29 protein-coding genes and 1 tRNA gene are annotated in these 13,439 nt (G+C 51.4%); 7 read left to right on the top strand and 23 right to left on the bottom strand.

Annotation, left to right across the window (positions count from 1 at the left end):
- Positions 1–36: 36 nt before the first annotated feature.
- The 23 genes from KGP21_RS29590 to KGP21_RS08095 form a co-directional block, all read right to left on the bottom strand.
- The gene (locus KGP21_RS29590) at positions 37–492 is read right to left on the bottom strand and encodes a lysis protein (protein WP_245398484.1); all 456 of its coding nucleotides are present in this window, start codon (positions 490–492) and stop codon (positions 37–39) included.
- Positions 489–977 carry a glycoside hydrolase family 104 protein gene (locus KGP21_RS08195; protein ID WP_223537864.1) on the bottom strand — a complete coding sequence of 163 codons (489 nt, stop codon included), beginning with the start codon at positions 975–977 and terminating at the stop codon, positions 489–491. The genes KGP21_RS29590 and KGP21_RS08195 overlap by 4 nt, the downstream gene beginning before the upstream one ends.
- Positions 978–989: 12 nt before the next feature.
- Positions 990–1,310, bottom strand: coding sequence for a hypothetical protein (locus KGP21_RS08190; RefSeq protein ID WP_223501042.1), 321 nt, complete (start codon positions 1,308–1,310; stop codon positions 990–992).
- A gap of 2 nt (positions 1,311–1,312) precedes the next feature.
- Positions 1,313–1,636, bottom strand: a complete 324-nt coding sequence (locus tag KGP21_RS08185) for a phage holin, lambda family (RefSeq protein WP_223537861.1) — start codon at positions 1,634–1,636, stop codon at positions 1,313–1,315.
- Positions 1,637–1,761: 125 nt separating this feature from the next.
- Positions 1,762–1,838: transfer RNA gene (locus KGP21_RS08180), tRNA-Asn, on the bottom strand.
- A 261-nt stretch (positions 1,839–2,099) separates the two neighbouring features.
- The gene (locus KGP21_RS08175; protein WP_223537859.1) at positions 2,100–2,882 is read right to left on the bottom strand and encodes an antitermination protein; all 783 of its coding nucleotides are present in this window, start codon (positions 2,880–2,882) and stop codon (positions 2,100–2,102) included.
- Positions 2,879–3,073, bottom strand: a complete 195-nt coding sequence (locus KGP21_RS08170) for a hypothetical protein (protein WP_223537857.1) — start codon at positions 3,071–3,073, stop codon at positions 2,879–2,881. Before KGP21_RS08170 ends, KGP21_RS08175 begins: the two co-directional genes overlap by 4 nt.
- Positions 3,073–3,651, bottom strand: a complete 579-nt coding sequence (locus KGP21_RS08165) for a recombination protein NinG (RefSeq protein WP_223537854.1) — start codon at positions 3,649–3,651, stop codon at positions 3,073–3,075. The genes KGP21_RS08170 and KGP21_RS08165 overlap by 1 nt, the downstream gene beginning before the upstream one ends.
- Entirely contained in the window at positions 3,644–4,324 is a 681-nt protein-coding gene (locus KGP21_RS08160; RefSeq protein WP_223537850.1) for a metallophosphoesterase, read from the bottom strand. The genes KGP21_RS08165 and KGP21_RS08160 overlap by 8 nt, the downstream gene beginning before the upstream one ends.
- 114 nt (positions 4,325–4,438) lie before the next feature.
- A complete protein-coding gene (locus KGP21_RS08155) occupies positions 4,439–4,615 on the bottom strand; it encodes a NinE family protein (RefSeq protein WP_223537847.1) in 177 nt (58 codons plus the stop codon).
- Entirely contained in the window at positions 4,612–4,959 is a 348-nt protein-coding gene (locus tag KGP21_RS08150; protein WP_223537843.1) for a hypothetical protein, read from the bottom strand. Before KGP21_RS08150 ends, KGP21_RS08155 begins: the two co-directional genes overlap by 4 nt.
- Complete coding sequence (locus KGP21_RS08145; protein ID WP_223537841.1) at positions 4,959–5,426, bottom strand: recombination protein NinB; 468 nt, start codon at positions 5,424–5,426, stop codon at positions 4,959–4,961. The genes KGP21_RS08150 and KGP21_RS08145 overlap by 1 nt, the downstream gene beginning before the upstream one ends.
- On the bottom strand, positions 5,419–5,754 hold the full coding sequence (locus KGP21_RS08140; protein WP_223537838.1) for a hypothetical protein: 336 nt from the start codon (positions 5,752–5,754) through the stop codon (positions 5,419–5,421). The genes KGP21_RS08145 and KGP21_RS08140 overlap by 8 nt, the downstream gene beginning before the upstream one ends.
- Positions 5,751–5,882, bottom strand: a complete 132-nt coding sequence (locus KGP21_RS29620) for a hypothetical protein (RefSeq protein WP_256461408.1) — start codon at positions 5,880–5,882, stop codon at positions 5,751–5,753. Before KGP21_RS29620 ends, KGP21_RS08140 begins: the two co-directional genes overlap by 4 nt.
- Entirely contained in the window at positions 5,879–6,094 is a 216-nt protein-coding gene (locus KGP21_RS08135; RefSeq protein WP_223537835.1) for a hypothetical protein, read from the bottom strand. Before KGP21_RS08135 ends, KGP21_RS29620 begins: the two co-directional genes overlap by 4 nt.
- The gene (locus KGP21_RS08130; RefSeq protein ID WP_223537832.1) at positions 6,091–6,339 is read right to left on the bottom strand and encodes a DUF3850 domain-containing protein; all 249 of its coding nucleotides are present in this window, start codon (positions 6,337–6,339) and stop codon (positions 6,091–6,093) included. The genes KGP21_RS08135 and KGP21_RS08130 overlap by 4 nt, the downstream gene beginning before the upstream one ends.
- A 275-nt stretch (positions 6,340–6,614) precedes the next feature.
- The gene (locus tag KGP21_RS08125; RefSeq protein WP_223537828.1) at positions 6,615–6,971 is read right to left on the bottom strand and encodes a hypothetical protein; all 357 of its coding nucleotides are present in this window, start codon (positions 6,969–6,971) and stop codon (positions 6,615–6,617) included.
- Positions 6,964–7,347 carry a hypothetical protein gene (locus KGP21_RS08120; RefSeq protein ID WP_223537825.1) on the bottom strand — a complete coding sequence of 128 codons (384 nt, stop codon included), beginning with the start codon at positions 7,345–7,347 and terminating at the stop codon, positions 6,964–6,966. Before KGP21_RS08120 ends, KGP21_RS08125 begins: the two co-directional genes overlap by 8 nt.
- Positions 7,341–8,039 carry a replication protein P gene (locus KGP21_RS08115; protein ID WP_223537822.1) on the bottom strand — a complete coding sequence of 233 codons (699 nt, stop codon included), beginning with the start codon at positions 8,037–8,039 and terminating at the stop codon, positions 7,341–7,343. Before KGP21_RS08115 ends, KGP21_RS08120 begins: the two co-directional genes overlap by 7 nt.
- The gene (locus KGP21_RS08110; RefSeq protein ID WP_223537819.1) at positions 8,036–8,890 is read right to left on the bottom strand and encodes a replication protein; all 855 of its coding nucleotides are present in this window, start codon (positions 8,888–8,890) and stop codon (positions 8,036–8,038) included. Before KGP21_RS08110 ends, KGP21_RS08115 begins: the two co-directional genes overlap by 4 nt.
- 59 nt (positions 8,891–8,949) lie before the next feature.
- Positions 8,950–9,363: a hypothetical protein gene (locus KGP21_RS08105; RefSeq protein WP_223537817.1), complete on the bottom strand. Its 414-nt coding sequence runs from the start codon at positions 9,361–9,363 to the stop codon at positions 8,950–8,952.
- A gap of 11 nt (positions 9,364–9,374) precedes the next feature.
- Positions 9,375–9,671, bottom strand: a complete 297-nt coding sequence (locus tag KGP21_RS08100; protein WP_223537815.1) for a CII family transcriptional regulator — start codon at positions 9,669–9,671, stop codon at positions 9,375–9,377.
- 110 nt (positions 9,672–9,781) lie between these two features.
- A complete protein-coding gene (locus KGP21_RS08095) occupies positions 9,782–9,997 on the bottom strand; it encodes a helix-turn-helix domain-containing protein (RefSeq protein WP_223537813.1) in 216 nt (71 codons plus the stop codon).
- Between the two features lie 101 nt (positions 9,998–10,098).
- Here KGP21_RS08095 and KGP21_RS08090 point away from each other — a divergent pair, with 101 nt between their 5' ends.
- The 7 genes from KGP21_RS08090 to KGP21_RS29750 all read left to right on the top strand — a co-directional run bounded on the left by KGP21_RS08090 (position 10,099) and on the right by KGP21_RS29750 (position 13,399).
- A complete protein-coding gene (locus tag KGP21_RS08090; RefSeq protein WP_223537811.1) occupies positions 10,099–10,803 on the top strand; it encodes a helix-turn-helix transcriptional regulator in 705 nt (234 codons plus the stop codon).
- Between the two features lie 652 nt (positions 10,804–11,455).
- Positions 11,456–11,716 (top strand): hypothetical protein, encoded by a 261-nt coding sequence (locus tag KGP21_RS08085; protein WP_223537809.1) that lies wholly within the window; start codon positions 11,456–11,458, stop codon positions 11,714–11,716.
- A 10-nt stretch (positions 11,717–11,726) separates the two neighbouring features.
- A complete protein-coding gene (locus KGP21_RS08080) occupies positions 11,727–12,209 on the top strand; it encodes a hypothetical protein (protein ID WP_223537806.1) in 483 nt (160 codons plus the stop codon).
- Positions 12,210–12,270: 61 nt separating this feature from the next.
- Positions 12,271–12,579: a superinfection exclusion protein gene (locus KGP21_RS08075; RefSeq protein ID WP_223537803.1), complete on the top strand. Its 309-nt coding sequence runs from the start codon at positions 12,271–12,273 to the stop codon at positions 12,577–12,579.
- A gap of 28 nt (positions 12,580–12,607) precedes the next feature.
- The gene (locus KGP21_RS08070; protein ID WP_223537800.1) at positions 12,608–12,787 is read left to right on the top strand and encodes a hypothetical protein; all 180 of its coding nucleotides are present in this window, start codon (positions 12,608–12,610) and stop codon (positions 12,785–12,787) included.
- A gap of 99 nt (positions 12,788–12,886) precedes the next feature.
- Positions 12,887–13,138, top strand: a complete 252-nt coding sequence (locus KGP21_RS08065; RefSeq protein ID WP_223537797.1) for a hypothetical protein — start codon at positions 12,887–12,889, stop codon at positions 13,136–13,138.
- A 63-nt stretch (positions 13,139–13,201) separates the two neighbouring features.
- The gene (locus tag KGP21_RS29750; RefSeq protein ID WP_371824846.1) at positions 13,202–13,399 is read left to right on the top strand and encodes a protease FtsH-inhibitory lysogeny factor CIII; all 198 of its coding nucleotides are present in this window, start codon (positions 13,202–13,204) and stop codon (positions 13,397–13,399) included.
- The last annotated feature ends 40 nt before the right edge of the window (positions 13,400–13,439 follow it).

Genomic DNA, 13,439 nt, shown 5'->3' with positions numbered 1-13,439 from the left:
ATCCCTGTCAGTTGGCTCCGTGAGTGATTGGATAGATTACTTGGCTAGGCATACATCGTTGATGTAGTCCTGCAGACCGTCTATTTGGCTACGAGCGGTTTCGATTCGCTCTCTGAGGGTGAAATAATCCCGTTCAGCGGAGTCAGTAAGTCGGGCGCTGGTTCCATCAGCCACGCTGCCGGCGGTGGTGGCTGAGGCCGATTTACAACTGGCGTTGAGTTGCAGCCGCTTAACGCCATTGGCAACATCACGCTGCAAATCAGCAATCTTACTTTTGGCATCTGCTAATTCCCTTGTGCGATGAGTGTCGATAGCGCTGGCGCGGATTTGTAAGTCGGATTGAATGCGGAGGCTTTGGGATAGTTCTCCGTTTGTTTTCTGGAGGCCATCGCGTTCATGGCGTAAGCCCTGGTTGGCATATGCGAAGTAAGCCAGCAGGCCGAGCACCAACGACACGATAGCCATCTGCCAGTGCGGTAGCGGCCACTTCATGCAAGCTTTCCTCCCGCTGCTTTGTACTGAGCCAGCAGGAGATCCACTTTATGCTCCGGCTGCCCATAGCCTGCGCCAGGAAGAGACGCCCAAATGTTCCGGCAATTATTGATAGCCTGGGCAATCTTACCGGCCTCTATGTCTGCTAACGCCCTGCGTTCCTTGATAAGCTGAATAGCCCACTTATCCTGTGACGCCGGGCCGAAATCCGAAAGGTTGAGCAACGCCCGGTAATGCGCCCAATCCTTCAACATGAACTGATACCGACCAGAGGCGTTTGATGTCAGCCCTTTGCTGTTGATTACCTTCGACTGACGGCCCTTGTTGAATGGGTGATCGGAGTAATCGGTGAAAATTTCCGGCTTTTTGTCAATGCCGGTGACAATGACGTCATAGCCATTGTTCTTTGTCGCTGGGCTTGTTGATGTGCCCTCTGACCAGGCCAGCATGTCGAGAAATGCCTGGAGATTTTTACTGATAGCCATTTTCATCACCTATTAGCGAACAATGCGGCACATCTTCGTTGCAAGCACTTGGCCGCCGATAGCTTCAACGCGATCGACCGACTTGCTGCACAGAACGCGCAAGGCTCCGATTTGAGCACCCCACTCATCACGCTTCCAACGCTCGACAAGGGCAAGCACTTCGTCATCAGTCTTTGCATTGATGAGACCGTACTGAACTACTGCGGTTGGGTATGCGTAAGCAGCGTCATCTGCGCGCTGATTGATTTGAGCGATCAGCCACCCAGCAATGAGGATTGCCATTAAATACGGAGCGCTGGAGCTGCAAGCGCCGATAATCTTTTGCTTAATCACTTCTATTCTCCATTGCCTGTTTTCTTGCTGATAAAGCGGAGGGCATATTCACGGAGCTTCTCAACTCCGATAAAGCCAATCATGGCACCGGCGAAAACATCAGAGCCATCCGGCATTCCGAGATAAACCAGGCCATTCGACACACTGAAAGCCAGCAGGCCGCAGAGAATCCCCTCTACCCACTTGTTCTTTCTTCGCTCACCGTCGTGAATAATTCGCGCATAACAAACAGCGCAGGCAATAGCAGAGCCTCCAAGTGCAGGCCATAGCGCCTTTAAGGCATTCACAATGCCAGGCCAGAGGTCAGGGTTATCTTTCATTTTCATGGTCCTCACCTCCCATGAGCGGGGTGTGATTGATGTGTGATAGGGAGATAGCCGCCACGCCGTAGTCACTCGGAGACAGTAAGGGTGTTTGCAGTTGATGACTGGCGTTGGCGTGGGGCTATGTTTGGCGGTGAGTTAGGGATTCGAACCCTATGCCTTTCGGTTAACAGCCGAGCGCACATGCCGCATGTGCTTCCTCACCAAATAGAAAAGCCCAGCGATTAGGCCGGGCTTGAATGGTTGCCGGTCTATCCCGGCTGTAGAAGGCTGAAGCATAACAATCACAGGTGAAAGCTGGATTACCAGGGGCTACGGCTCAGTTTCGGAGCTAAAACGTAAAAAGCCCCGCGGTGGCGAGGCTCTTTTTAAATCCACCGTAACACTCAGACGGATTTCTACTGTTAGAGAATGATATTCTAGCTTTCTGCATTTTGCAAGCAGCAATCGTTACCGGATATCAATTTTACGTAAAATTGCCGGTAACTTTCCCAAGTTGGCGATTAGCTTCTTCCTCTGATGCAAGCAACTCTGTAATCAACTTCTCGTAGAATGGTTTTACAGCCTTATCCCAAACTGTAGAAGTCAGCCCTGGTGCATAGCCAGAAATAGCCCTGAATGCGTCAGCCGCGGGCACCCTCTCGTATCCACGCCCCAGGCACTGCTTGCATGTTCGCTTAACTGGAACACCCTGCAATTCACTCTCTTCCCTGTGAACGGCTTCGCCTCTCCCCTTGCACTTGCAGCAGGCCACCGATACCTCGCCCTTCCCGTTGCACTTCTGGCATAACGTGTGGGTTTCCTCTTCAGCAAGCTTGGGTGGTGTTTTCTTGCCGCACCCTGGGTGCTTAATGACCATGGCCCTTGCCTTGATAACGCCTGCGCCCTTGCAGCATTCACACTGCTCAACCCCAGCCGCCGATCTGCAATAGTCCTTGAAAGCAAACTTTGCGAGCGTTTGCACAACCTTCACCTTAGTATTGCTACTGAGCTTGCGTAAGGCTGCAACCTTGTCGCAATGCTTCATTCCGTACTGAGTTAATAGCTGTACTGCGCGCCTTTTCTCGTTGTCACTGATTTCCATCTTGCCGAGGAATGCTGAATAACCGAGAGGGGCGCGACTCTGACACATCCCCATTGCTGCCATGACATCCGTGCCGGTCAAAGTATCGGATGATGTGGCGCGTGGGGAGTCGTTTATCTGGGTCGATTTGGCGAAGTGATATTTAACAACGCTGTCTAAGTTCATACCCTCACCTCAGTGTTAACCGTGCCTTGCTTGTCATGCCTGGTCGTGAACATCGGCATTATCCCGCTGTAAGCTGGCTTTACTTTCATCACGTCAGTGCATTGAAATACGCCGTAGTCCCGGTGATATTTCTTGCGCATAAAGCGAGCCTCTTCGATTGCTGGTTCGAGTTCGGTAAATACGGTTGCCATCAGGCTGCCTCCGATAGTTTTTTAAGTGCTCGGGTTTTGGCTCTGTACGACACCCTGAGCGTGTCGAGTTCTTCTCGGGTGTATCGGTGAGGAGTGTTGTTGTTTTCAAGCGCCAGAACGCGCTCAAGGCCGATTTTCGCTATTAGGTTGATGCGGTAGGCGGTGATAGCGCCGGAGTGATGGACGTTGCAGGAGGCGCACTGCAAATGGCACCCGTCCTCATTGAAGCGGAGCTGGCTCGCTGCCGCCGTGGTGCGGTAATGTCCCGCGTGATATTCCGTTGCCGTTGTCGTGCCACAGCTTATGCAGCCGCAACCCTCGTCCCTAGCCCGGATATAGTCGTTAAATGCCCGCTGGGTCATATTCATCCAGTGGCTTAACGGCTTTACCTTTTTCTTGCGTTCGTTCCACTCTGCGCGAGCCTTGGCCTCAGATTGCTTTTGTTGAAGCTCTGAATTGCGCTTTACGAGTATTATTGCACAAGATGGACTACATACTTTTTGAAGGGTGTTGCGAGGGGTGTATTGGGTTTTGCATATGCGGCAGGTCTTGGGCTTCGGCGCTTTGCCTTTAGCCATTCTCCCCTCCCTGAATCTGAACGATGGTAAGCAGATGTCCGAACACTGCGCCGGTGTCGATATAGTTCTGGTTTGCCGAGCGAGCTGGCTGGCGTGTTGGTGTGTGACCAAAGTAGAAATGGTCTGCGCCCGTAATCTCCCCCGTCACACCATCAGCAATCGAGTTGAACCGGTCACGGCTCCAGATGGTTTTCGTCTCCGATACTGGCTTGCCAAACTCATACTCATTCGATGGGTAATCAGCATGGGATACCACTACGGTTCCGGATGGCGTGGTCACTTCGATGATCAGCGGCAGAGACTCGGCTTTCGATAGCAGCGCTCGGGCCAGAATCTCCTGGTCATAGTCGAGTTGGAAGAACCACATACCTCCGTTGTAGCACCACATATTCACATCACCGCGCCCGCTCACTGCTTCGATTGCCATTTGTTCGTGGTTGCCGCGCACCGCCTTAAACCAAGGCTGAGTAATCAGATCCAGGCATTCAACGTTTTGCGGCCCTCGGTCTATCAGGTCACCAACGGATATCAGCAAATCCTGGTCACGGTCAAAGGCCAACTCATCAAGCTGAGACATCAACCGGTTGTAGCAGCCGTGCAGGTCGCCAACGATGTAGATATTTCGGTATCGGCTGCCGTCTATGCGCTCATAAATTCCGTTGCGCTCACTCATCCTCTTCCTCCTGGTTGCCCATGGTTTCGTCTACTCGCCGGTCAATTTCCCGGTTGCAGGATTCGCAGATGTAACACTCGCTATCTGATAGCTCTTTGGGACAGTTGCAGCATTTCATCGCATACCCCTTGCGCGGCGGCGTAGCCACATGCTGTCGACCAGTGTCGCGGTGTAGTTGAAAGTTGGGATTTCTGCTGCGGTTAACTTCGGCTTGCGGGGTGATCTGCTGGTCTTCTTGAATATCAATCTCTCTTCTAGTCTGTCCCATGCTGATTTTCTTCGCCTGCTCATGCGGCACCTCTCAGCAACGAATCGAACTGATACAGCCTGCTTGTGCTGCGGTACGCTTCGAACGATGGATGCCCGGCAAGCGACGGAACAAACATGAGGCCCATATCGCACCACTTGTCTGTGTTGTCCGTGTGATATATGCGGGATTTAGCAGCCGCTTTACCGGACTCGCTGCGGTTTTTGTTAACGGTCAGCATGCATTTGACGAGCCCCATTGAAATGCCTTTGGCGCTTATCGAAGCTTGCGAGCGACCGAGTGCTATCCCGATAGTTTTGTTGTCGGTCTTTTCGTAATGCTGCACTAAGTACGCCATTTCACTTTCAGTCCAATTTGGCTTTCCCATTACGCCACCTGTTTCTGTTTGTTTGCCTCACCCCAACGTTGCGCCCATTCGATGCGCTGCCGGGACTCTTCGCTGAACTTGACGCCCTGCTCAGTGCCGAACCAGTAGATAGCCTCGATAACGTCCACCATCTCGCCTACCCGCATCTTGCTAGTGCGCTGGCCGAACATCACAACGCCGCCACCGATACCCGGCGCGGTTCGCTGCTCTTGCTTTTTGGTCTTGGCTACCAGGGCGGTAATCATGTCCTTCCAGTCGTCCTCGTCGTACTTCTCGCCGAACCAAACGACCTGCACAGACAAATCATGCAGCAGCGGCCACATCTTTTTGTTCTGCGAAAGTGTTCGTTTTGGTGGGGATACTTCGATTTCGATTGGCTTGGATTGGTCTAGCGGAAGGTTGTCGATGTAGGCTTTCAGGTTCTGGCGTATCTGTGGGGTTCTCAAGTAGAAAACCTGTTTATCCATCAGCTTGTTCCTTTTTCGATATAAGACCATCTGGAATTTCAGGCACTTTTTTAAACTCCCACCACTCGGAACCGTCATATTCGCCACGCTCAGACCATGTGCCGTCTTCGTGCCAGATAGTCCCAAAAAGCTCTTGGCTGCCGAATCCAGAGTTATATTCAAAATTCAACTGTTCAAGAAAGTCATTAAACTCTTGCTCTGAATAATCCTTTCTCAGCGTGAGTGTTTCTGCATTACCACGCCAGCAATCACCTTTGATGATTTCCGCACAAGAAACCCTCGGATTGCTTTTGGTGTGCTCTAGAAACTCGTTTTTGGCATTACTCATGGCTTCACCTTGCGTTTCTTCTGGGCCTTCTTGACCAGGCGGCGGTAGTTGCGGGATGACCAGTTGCGCATTCCCTCGCTGATATTTTCGTTCACGCTTTCCTGATACTTCAGATGCTTTTCGTTCATGGCTTCTCTGGCTCCTGTCTGAATAGCTCGATAAGAGCTGTCATGTTCTGTTCTGAGTGATAGCGGCCTTTGCAGTTGACGAACTCGCGGGCAGCTTCGATAACTTCTAGTCGCCAGTCCTGCATGAGTTTTAGCTTTCGCATTCTGGCTACAACGTCACATTCGCCGTCTATGGCAAGCTTTTCGAATTGCTCATCTGCGTAGTCACTCATACCCCTTCCCCTTTGAAGTTTCCGCACATGCTTATCAGCACGAAACCGGGCAGATAATCACTGACATCCGCTACGTGCATGGCAATACGTGATACATGGCGATCGGTGTACTTACCATCCCACTCGTGTAGATGCAGTATGTCGCCAGCCTTGAAATTTCGGTCGTTCTTGCGCAGCTCGGCCAGCTTTAGGCCGTTGGATACAGCCTCAAAATGAACTGGCTGAATTTTAAGATGATGCTCCATCCCCTTCCCCTTTGATTCTGATGCCGATAGCCCGGAGCGACTGCTTGCAATCGCGCAAGCAATCGAGAGCCTCATCCATCACGTAATCATCTTCATCCGGCAGTTCAGCAACGAGGTTTTCCCGGCTCGATATCCAGGCCGCGCTCCATATGGCAATTATGAACCTCATACTTTCGTTGAGGTATAAGCCATCTTGATCGGTGACTGGATCAAGCTATGCAGCTTTTTCAGCCACCCACTTTTCGAATTCCTGTCTTGCTAGGCTCTCTGTTTGCTTATCCATCAATCTTCACTCCTTCAATTTTACCGGCGCGGATGGCGTCGTAGATGCGCTGACCCACAGTCGAGTTTCCGTTTCCAATGACATATTGCACGGTAATTTGCTCGCTAATGCGCTCCCGCCTTTCCGCCTCTATCTGCTCAGGGGTGCGGATGGGGCGGAATTTTTGTGGTTTATCGGCCACGCAATATACCCTCTCAACGCTATATCTCTCATCCTGAAGAACGGCGTATTTATCACCAATAAATTTAACCAGAACCTCACTCCATTCCTCACGGTCGTAAAACTCACAAACCGTCCCCACTGGCGGCAGACCTTCACCGGTCCAGTGCTGTATGTCTTGCTTATCCATGGTTAACCTCTTCAAGCCATCTATCAAAATCGTCAGCAGTTTTTACCCAGGCTGGCATCTCTACAAAACCACTCTCGATACTCGCCTTAATACTTTCGAAGTCTTCATCGGTTAGCTGGTAATCGTCGCTATCCATGGTTATCTCCCCTGCCCATAGAAAATCCTCGTATCCCTCATCACGCTTCTGTGACGCCGCGTAAATCTCCAGCTCGCTGTAGTAAACACCGTTGTATCTGGCTCCAGCCCACACCGGATCGCACTCAGCGTAGATAGCTGCGAAAGTGTTGGCGGGTAGTTTGCAGAGAGTGCTTAAGCGGAGGTCTGATTCTTGGCGTTCTTGCATGAGGATCTGGTGTTTGATGAAGTGGCCTAGCATGGCTTCCTCGGCATGTTCAGTTTGGCCCGCAGTTCGGCTATTTTATCCAGCCCCTTCTCGTTGCTGACCGGGATATGCAGCTTGGGGATTTGCACGACTGGCGCGGGGATCGGCTCGTTAGCCTCGACTCGCTTCGCCATCGCCGCCAGTTCCTTGCCGCAGTGCTTCAGCAGTTCCGATTCGCTCAGGTTCAGGCCGCGCATTTCTGAGTAGAGCTTGGTCACCATCCAGTAGGCCGCGTTGCTCGACCAGGGGAAGGCTTCCGGGCCGGCGTAGAGTCCTCGGCGCTTGGCGTAGTCCATCACCATGTCGTACAGCTCAGCGGTATCAGGAAGTCCAGAGGCGCGAATAGCACCCTGCTTGCACCATGCTATAAATTTACCAGGCGACGGCCAGAATGGCGACTCACTGGCGCGGGCGTGCTGCATACCGGCAGATATCTGCTCACGACTGCGGATACCGTTCTCAGCAAAGGCGGCGATCCACTGGCGCTTTGCTGCCACTTCGTCGTTTGGGTCGCGGAACGTCGTGTTGACCGCTGCCGGGAACACTTGCTTCAGGTTCCGAAACAGAGCATCGACCAGCTTCTCAGCTTCAGGGTTAACCATCTTGACCGCTTCAGGTGCCGAGCCAGCCATGCGGGCCAGCGCTGAACCGTCACGATTTTCGATAATGCGAGTTAGATTGCTCATATGAAATCTCTCTCCCATGCCTCTCGGTTGTTCCAGTCAGCTGATTGATTGGAAATCACTGGCTGCCCAGCAAGGGCTTTCAGCCTCTCCACCTGTGCCGCATCCCTCAGCACCGTTTCAATCCCGTCGTATACCTTTTTCGATGGGTTGCCCCCCATTAGCCACGAGTCACACTTCGCTCCCTCGATCGCCTTGCAAAGGTCATCCGTTGAAAAACCGTCTTTCAGGCGCGCTTGGATTCTCCCTCTGCGTTTTGCGTCCAGCTTTGCACCGGGGTGATTCATGGCTTCCCGCCAGAAATCAAAAACAGTCCTGACACTCACGTCCCCGCTAGGGGATGTGTGTTTATTATTTATATTCTTGTTATTACCTTCTTGTTCATGATGTGCGGGGAATTGTGCGGCCTTATGTGCGGCATCACCCTTCAAACCCGCGCCATTGCTGGCTTCGCTATGTGCGGGGAATTGTGCGGCCTTATGTGCGGGTAAATTGTCTATTTTTTCGGCATATTCGGAGTAGTTCAGGATGGTGATCACCCTGCCTTTCCGCTTCTCACCGTAGATAGAAATCATTCCGTCCTTGACGAAAAAAGCCAGCATCCTTTCTACAGTGTCGCGGCTTGTTGGCACTCCGTTTCTGTCGCACAGAGAGAGGCCCAAATCAGCCGCAGTCACGACCAGTTGACCGGCTTGAAGATTCCATTGGTTACCTTTGAAATTCACTGTACGGGGCTGGCGCTGCGCTTCCAGTAGCAGGTTTTCCCAAAGGGTTCGCAGATAAACATCCTTCGCCCATGGTTTCTTCTTGATGCTTCGGTACAACGGGACATAACCAAGCTTCTGGTTTTCCATCCTGTTGCTCCTGGCTTGCCCCTCGCGTTGATCGGGGAAGGTTAATATTCTGGCTGTATTCATTCGGTCGCCTCGACTTCGTAATCAGCAAAGTAGCCACCAATCATTTTTTTGAAGCGAGACTCGGTGACAGTGAAGGCTTTCCGGCCTAGCCTTGGTCTTTCGTTTGGTGGGATCATGGTGCATGAGTAGAGAATGCGGCGTTGCCACTTCCCCGGCATGTCCACAACGGCCAGAACTTCCAGAATGCGGCGGCCTTCAGCATCAGCAACGTAGTAGGTCTGTTCGCCATAGCCACAATCAGCTGGCTCTTGCTTCTTGTGGCACCCTCCAACCCACTGAGTTACGGATTCGATATCACCATCATAATTCTGGTAGGTGTATTCGTACTCCTTGAACGGGTATGGGGTATCAAACTTATCGCCAGCCTTTAGCTGGCCCGTATCACTGTTTACTGATCCAGTGTTTTGCATGTATAATTACCTCAGAAATTTAGTGTTATCTGCTCTGAACCTCGGACTGCCATCCGGGGTTTTTCTTTTGGCGTCAGCAACATCGCCACCTGCTTAGCCAGCCTTGCAAGGTCATCGTCAACGACGCCCCACTCCAGCACCGCCAGCAACATGCTCATGCGCGGTATCAGCGACTCTTTCCAGCGTGTTACTTGTGACGGAGCTACTCCTACCGCATCAGCGATAGAGCTAACCCCTTTCACGGCAATCTTGTTCAATAGCGCACTCTCAATCTTCAGAGCGGCTTTGCGTGTCTTTGCATATTCCATTTCGTATAGTTTCCCTGTCGGTTAAGTACGTGATCAGCCCTGTGGGGTGACCACTGTTGTTGGTAAGGGACGAATCATCCCTCGGGCATATTGTGTAAAGAGCGGTGTGACTAGGCGGCTTTTCCGCCTGAATTTCCGTACAACAACCAGATCGGATCGCACTTGAGGGCTTGAGCCAACTCCACCAACACTCGCGGTCGTTTTGTTGTTCCTGACTCGACCTGTTGAATGGTTTGTTGCTTCGTCCCTGCCAGCTCAGCAAGTTGCGCTTGCGTGAGGTTTAGCTCGATGCGTTTCTGCTTGAGTCGGTCAGATAATGATTCCATACAACCTCCATACAAACTAATTTGTATTTTATTGTCAAACTAGCTTGTTTGTCAAATACCTTATTTCTTGTAAAGATGGGAGGTGATAAACCGAGGGCCTTATGGATATTGCGGAAAGAGTAAAGTTAAGAAGGGCCGAGCTTGGGTGGACTCAGGCAGAGCTGGCTGCCAGAGCTAAAACCTCACAGCAGGCTATTCAGCAGTTAGAAGATGGGAAGACAAAGCGCCCGCGCTACCTCCCAGAGCTTGCTGCGGCCTTGGGGTGCAGCCTAAAATGGATTCTTACTGGCAATGGGGATCAGCCAAAGCCACATAACCCAGAATCCACCATTCCACCGGAACATGAGTGGGCAGGGGTATCAGCATGGGACGATGAGACTCCGCTTGATGACGACGAGGTTTATATCCCTTTCTACAAAAGCATTGAGTTAGCTGCTGGTGCTGGATGCACGACGAATGAAGACCATAATGGATATAAACTTCGCTTCTCTAAATCAACCTTGCGCCGGTATGGAGCTGAGCCAGCAAACGTGATCAGTTTCCCGGTGCACGGTGACAGTATGGCACCTGTGATCCCAAGCAAGTCAACAGTCACTGTTGATAAAGGGCATACGAAGATTACGGATGGCGGGATTTATGCTATTGAGCAGGATGAGCTTTTTAGGATAAAACTGCTCTACAGATTACCCGGTCGGCGACTGAGCATTCGCAGCTACAACAAAGAAGAGTTCCCTGACGAGGAAGCAGACATTGATGATGTGACAATTATTGGTCGCGTTATCAACTGGTCAGTTATGGCGTGGTAGAACAGCAAAATAAACCAGCACCACCCGGCCACCGAGCCGGGTTTTTTGTGCCCGCCGATCGCTACACGGTAACCACCATAACCCACTAATATTCATACCGTACGATTAAAATAACCGCCTTTTGTTCACCACCTAGATCCCCACCATCGACACCCTGTCTATCAAGCTGCATGGTCGACACCTGCACCACCTGCACTAAATCCACCCTCCTGCACTTTTTCGCCACTCCTGCACCCTACTGCAACCACCTGAGCCGCCGCAACCTGCCTTTCTTTCATACAAATATCTACCCATCGAAAATTAAATTCACTTTAAATACAACGTCATGACAAGCAAATACAATAAAATACAAGATTTAGTGTTTACAAGAAAGTTTGTTATCTTGTATATTCTATCCATCGGCAGCAACAACGCCACCCCAGACCACCGGGACGCTCTTTAACAATTAAGCATGGGGATGATTCGTCCCCACCAGAGAGAAGTTGGCTTTGGGGTGTGATTCCGGGTGACACCCGGTAGTAAACGGAGAGGCGGATAAGAAGGCGTTATCAGCAAGCCGAGAGCCTATGGCGCAAATGTCCGTTCAGCTAAAAGCAGCGAGCATGACGTTAGTCACATGCCACACCACCAAAGCCAATTAACGGAGTCGATTATGAAAGCGAGAGAAGCAAAGAAACTTCGCAGGGCAAAAGCACACCGCGCAGAGTTAACCAAGGATATTCGCCTGACAAGGAGCGTAGCTGCGGCACTGCTAGGCTCACAGCGAGTAGCCAAGGCACTGACCCTGATAGATGGCCCAGCAGCACCACGGCAGCCACAGGAGGATTGTGGGGCTATGTGCTTACCCCAGGTAGCGATGTTCAACGCAGGGCATCGTAAGACACGCAAAGACGCAGTTCACATTGTTAAGTGAGGGTTACACGATGAGTAAGCGCCTTGAGATTTTAAGAGCCTCACTTGCCAAAAAAGAAGCGCGGTTCAATGAGCGCTTACAGAACCACTTCGATACGGTCAAGCAGGCGAACGGTCAGCCGCTCAACGATAAACGTAATGGCCGCGCTACGCTGAACAGGTGGGATAAACAAAACGACGCGCTACGGACGCTTGAGAGCGGAATTCAACGGACAAAAGCAGCTATCGAGAGGGAGGAAATGAAAGTCGCCTCCGCCAGCTCGGTGAGCATCCCGGCATTCATGCAGAAAGCGATAGCTGATGGCCTTATTACTCAGTGGCGCAAATTCCCTCGGTTCTTCTTCGTTACCGGCGTGAAGCATGGGCGGATAGTGCTGGATGAAAAAACCGGGCTAATTGCCCACCGCTATCTGAGCAAGGTTTCTAAAGAAGAATACCCGATATTCAGGGACGCATTTAACAGTCTGAATAAGCAAAGCAGAGAATCTCAGTAACTTTACCGCTGCCTCTATACGTGGGGGCTTCGGCAAGATTATTAACAGAGAGGGTGAATCAATGAGTAAATTTCGCGTTTGGCATATCCCACAGATTCCCGGCAAGCCGTTCCTGGTCGAGGTGCCGACTGTAGAGGAAGGTGTGCGGCTGATGAACGTGCTGGACGATTACGACCTGTTCCAGTTTGAGAACAACATCAAGCCTGACTACTGCAACATGAACGGATTGCAGATGTGGGATGAAGGCCTAACTGAAGAAGAAATGGCTGACATGGAACTCACCGACAAGTGGGTTGACTGGTACAACGATGAATATGACGACCCTCGTGATTACATCGAGAGTCTGGCAAACGCCGAACAAGCTGCATAACGCAGCTTTTTTTATGTCTGGAGAAAATATGAACTCGATTTCTATAGCTGGCTTCTTGGTTGTTATTGCCGGGATTATCGGCTGGATTATGAACATTTGGAAAATCATCGACTCCGGCTTTGTTCTGGCCGAATGGGGCGGTATGCAAGTGGCGCGTGTTATCGGCGTGTTTGTTGCTCCGCTGGGTGCGGTGCTGGGCTGGTTCTGACTTAGATGCGGGGTGCAGCATGTCTTATCGCGGGAAGGTATGGGCAGCCATGATAAGCGGCTGCACTGTGTTTTGGATTGTTATGTGGGGGATTTGGGGATGAGTAAGTTTAAGGGAGCGCCTTTCACGGCAAGAGATACATATGTTTTTGATGCTGGTAATGAGCAGGCCTGCCATGTCTATTCAAGAGCTGGATTCAATGGCGACTTTGATATCGCACGGCTATTTGCAGCCGCGCCTGAATTACTGGAATCACTGCAGGAGGTAATGGCGGCACTTACAGAACTTGGCTTTGATGGCCCGGCAGAGCGAAAGGCGCAGGCAGCAATCAACAAAGCTCTCGGCAAGTAGCTCAGTACAAAGCTCATTTTCGAGTGGGCTTGATACTGGCTCCAGACCAGTGCATTACCCTCAATGTCATCAATTAGCCGCTCAAGTCTGGGCGGCATTTTTTTATCTCAAATTCAGGAGTCACCCATGCAAGAGCTCGCATTTGCTGGGTGCCCAAGCATGGGCGCTCAGTACGAATCACTACTCGAAAGAATCACTCGCCGGATGCGCGTTATAGGGCGCTGGCTTAAAGACACTCTGAACCAGAGAGGTGAGCCCTAATGAACGTATCCCGCGCATTGCAGCTAATGGCGATGCTAGC

Source organism: Serratia sp. JSRIV004, assembly GCF_019968705.1.
GTDB lineage: Bacteria > Pseudomonadota > Gammaproteobacteria > Enterobacterales > Enterobacteriaceae > Chania > Chania fonticola_B.
This window is presented reverse-complemented; position numbering and strand designations above follow the sequence as displayed.

Excerpts from the sequence above, each read along its gene's own strand:
- KGP21_RS29590 (WP_245398484.1), bottom strand. The coding sequence starts at position 492 with ATGAAGTGGCCGCTACCGCACTGGCAGATGGCTATCGTGTCGTTGGTG.
- KGP21_RS08195 (WP_223537864.1), bottom strand. The coding sequence starts at position 977 with ATGGCTATCAGTAAAAATCTCCAGGCATTTCTCGACATGCTGGCCTGG.
- KGP21_RS08185 (WP_223537861.1), bottom strand. The coding sequence starts at position 1,636 with ATGAAAATGAAAGATAACCCTGACCTCTGGCCTGGCATTGTGAATGCC.
- KGP21_RS08175 (WP_223537859.1), bottom strand. The coding sequence starts at position 2,882 with ATGAACTTAGACAGCGTTGTTAAATATCACTTCGCCAAATCGACCCAG.
- KGP21_RS08170 (WP_223537857.1), bottom strand. The coding sequence starts at position 3,073 with ATGGCAACCGTATTTACCGAACTCGAACCAGCAATCGAAGAGGCTCGC.
- KGP21_RS08165 (WP_223537854.1), bottom strand. The coding sequence starts at position 3,651 with ATGGCTAAAGGCAAAGCGCCGAAGCCCAAGACCTGCCGCATATGCAAA.
- KGP21_RS08160 (WP_223537850.1), bottom strand. The coding sequence starts at position 4,324 with ATGAGTGAGCGCAACGGAATTTATGAGCGCATAGACGGCAGCCGATAC.
- KGP21_RS08155 (WP_223537847.1), bottom strand. The coding sequence starts at position 4,615 with ATGAGCAGGCGAAGAAAATCAGCATGGGACAGACTAGAAGAGAGATTG.
- KGP21_RS08150 (WP_223537843.1), bottom strand. The coding sequence starts at position 4,959 with ATGGGAAAGCCAAATTGGACTGAAAGTGAAATGGCGTACTTAGTGCAG.
- KGP21_RS08145 (WP_223537841.1), bottom strand. The coding sequence starts at position 5,426 with ATGGATAAACAGGTTTTCTACTTGAGAACCCCACAGATACGCCAGAAC.
- KGP21_RS08140 (WP_223537838.1), bottom strand. The coding sequence starts at position 5,754 with ATGAGTAATGCCAAAAACGAGTTTCTAGAGCACACCAAAAGCAATCCG.
- KGP21_RS29620 (WP_256461408.1), bottom strand. The coding sequence starts at position 5,882 with ATGAACGAAAAGCATCTGAAGTATCAGGAAAGCGTGAACGAAAATATC.
- KGP21_RS08135 (WP_223537835.1), bottom strand. The coding sequence starts at position 6,094 with ATGAGTGACTACGCAGATGAGCAATTCGAAAAGCTTGCCATAGACGGC.
- KGP21_RS08130 (WP_223537832.1), bottom strand. The coding sequence starts at position 6,339 with ATGGAGCATCATCTTAAAATTCAGCCAGTTCATTTTGAGGCTGTATCC.
- KGP21_RS08125 (WP_223537828.1), bottom strand. The coding sequence starts at position 6,971 with ATGGATAAGCAAGACATACAGCACTGGACCGGTGAAGGTCTGCCGCCA.
- KGP21_RS08120 (WP_223537825.1), bottom strand. The coding sequence starts at position 7,347 with ATGCTAGGCCACTTCATCAAACACCAGATCCTCATGCAAGAACGCCAA.
- KGP21_RS08115 (WP_223537822.1), bottom strand. The coding sequence starts at position 8,039 with ATGAGCAATCTAACTCGCATTATCGAAAATCGTGACGGTTCAGCGCTG.
- KGP21_RS08110 (WP_223537819.1), bottom strand. The coding sequence starts at position 8,890 with ATGGAAAACCAGAAGCTTGGTTATGTCCCGTTGTACCGAAGCATCAAG.
- KGP21_RS08105 (WP_223537817.1), bottom strand. The coding sequence starts at position 9,363 with ATGCAAAACACTGGATCAGTAAACAGTGATACGGGCCAGCTAAAGGCT.
- KGP21_RS08100 (WP_223537815.1), bottom strand. The coding sequence starts at position 9,671 with ATGGAATATGCAAAGACACGCAAAGCCGCTCTGAAGATTGAGAGTGCG.
- KGP21_RS08095 (WP_223537813.1), bottom strand. The coding sequence starts at position 9,997 with ATGGAATCATTATCTGACCGACTCAAGCAGAAACGCATCGAGCTAAAC.
- KGP21_RS08090 (WP_223537811.1), top strand. The coding sequence starts at position 10,099 with ATGGATATTGCGGAAAGAGTAAAGTTAAGAAGGGCCGAGCTTGGGTGG.
- KGP21_RS08085 (WP_223537809.1), top strand. The coding sequence starts at position 11,456 with ATGAAAGCGAGAGAAGCAAAGAAACTTCGCAGGGCAAAAGCACACCGC.
- KGP21_RS08080 (WP_223537806.1), top strand. The coding sequence starts at position 11,727 with ATGAGTAAGCGCCTTGAGATTTTAAGAGCCTCACTTGCCAAAAAAGAA.
- KGP21_RS08075 (WP_223537803.1), top strand. The coding sequence starts at position 12,271 with ATGAGTAAATTTCGCGTTTGGCATATCCCACAGATTCCCGGCAAGCCG.
- KGP21_RS08070 (WP_223537800.1), top strand. The coding sequence starts at position 12,608 with ATGAACTCGATTTCTATAGCTGGCTTCTTGGTTGTTATTGCCGGGATT.
- KGP21_RS08065 (WP_223537797.1), top strand. The coding sequence starts at position 12,887 with ATGAGTAAGTTTAAGGGAGCGCCTTTCACGGCAAGAGATACATATGTT.
- KGP21_RS29750 (WP_371824846.1), top strand. The coding sequence starts at position 13,202 with ATGTCATCAATTAGCCGCTCAAGTCTGGGCGGCATTTTTTTATCTCAA.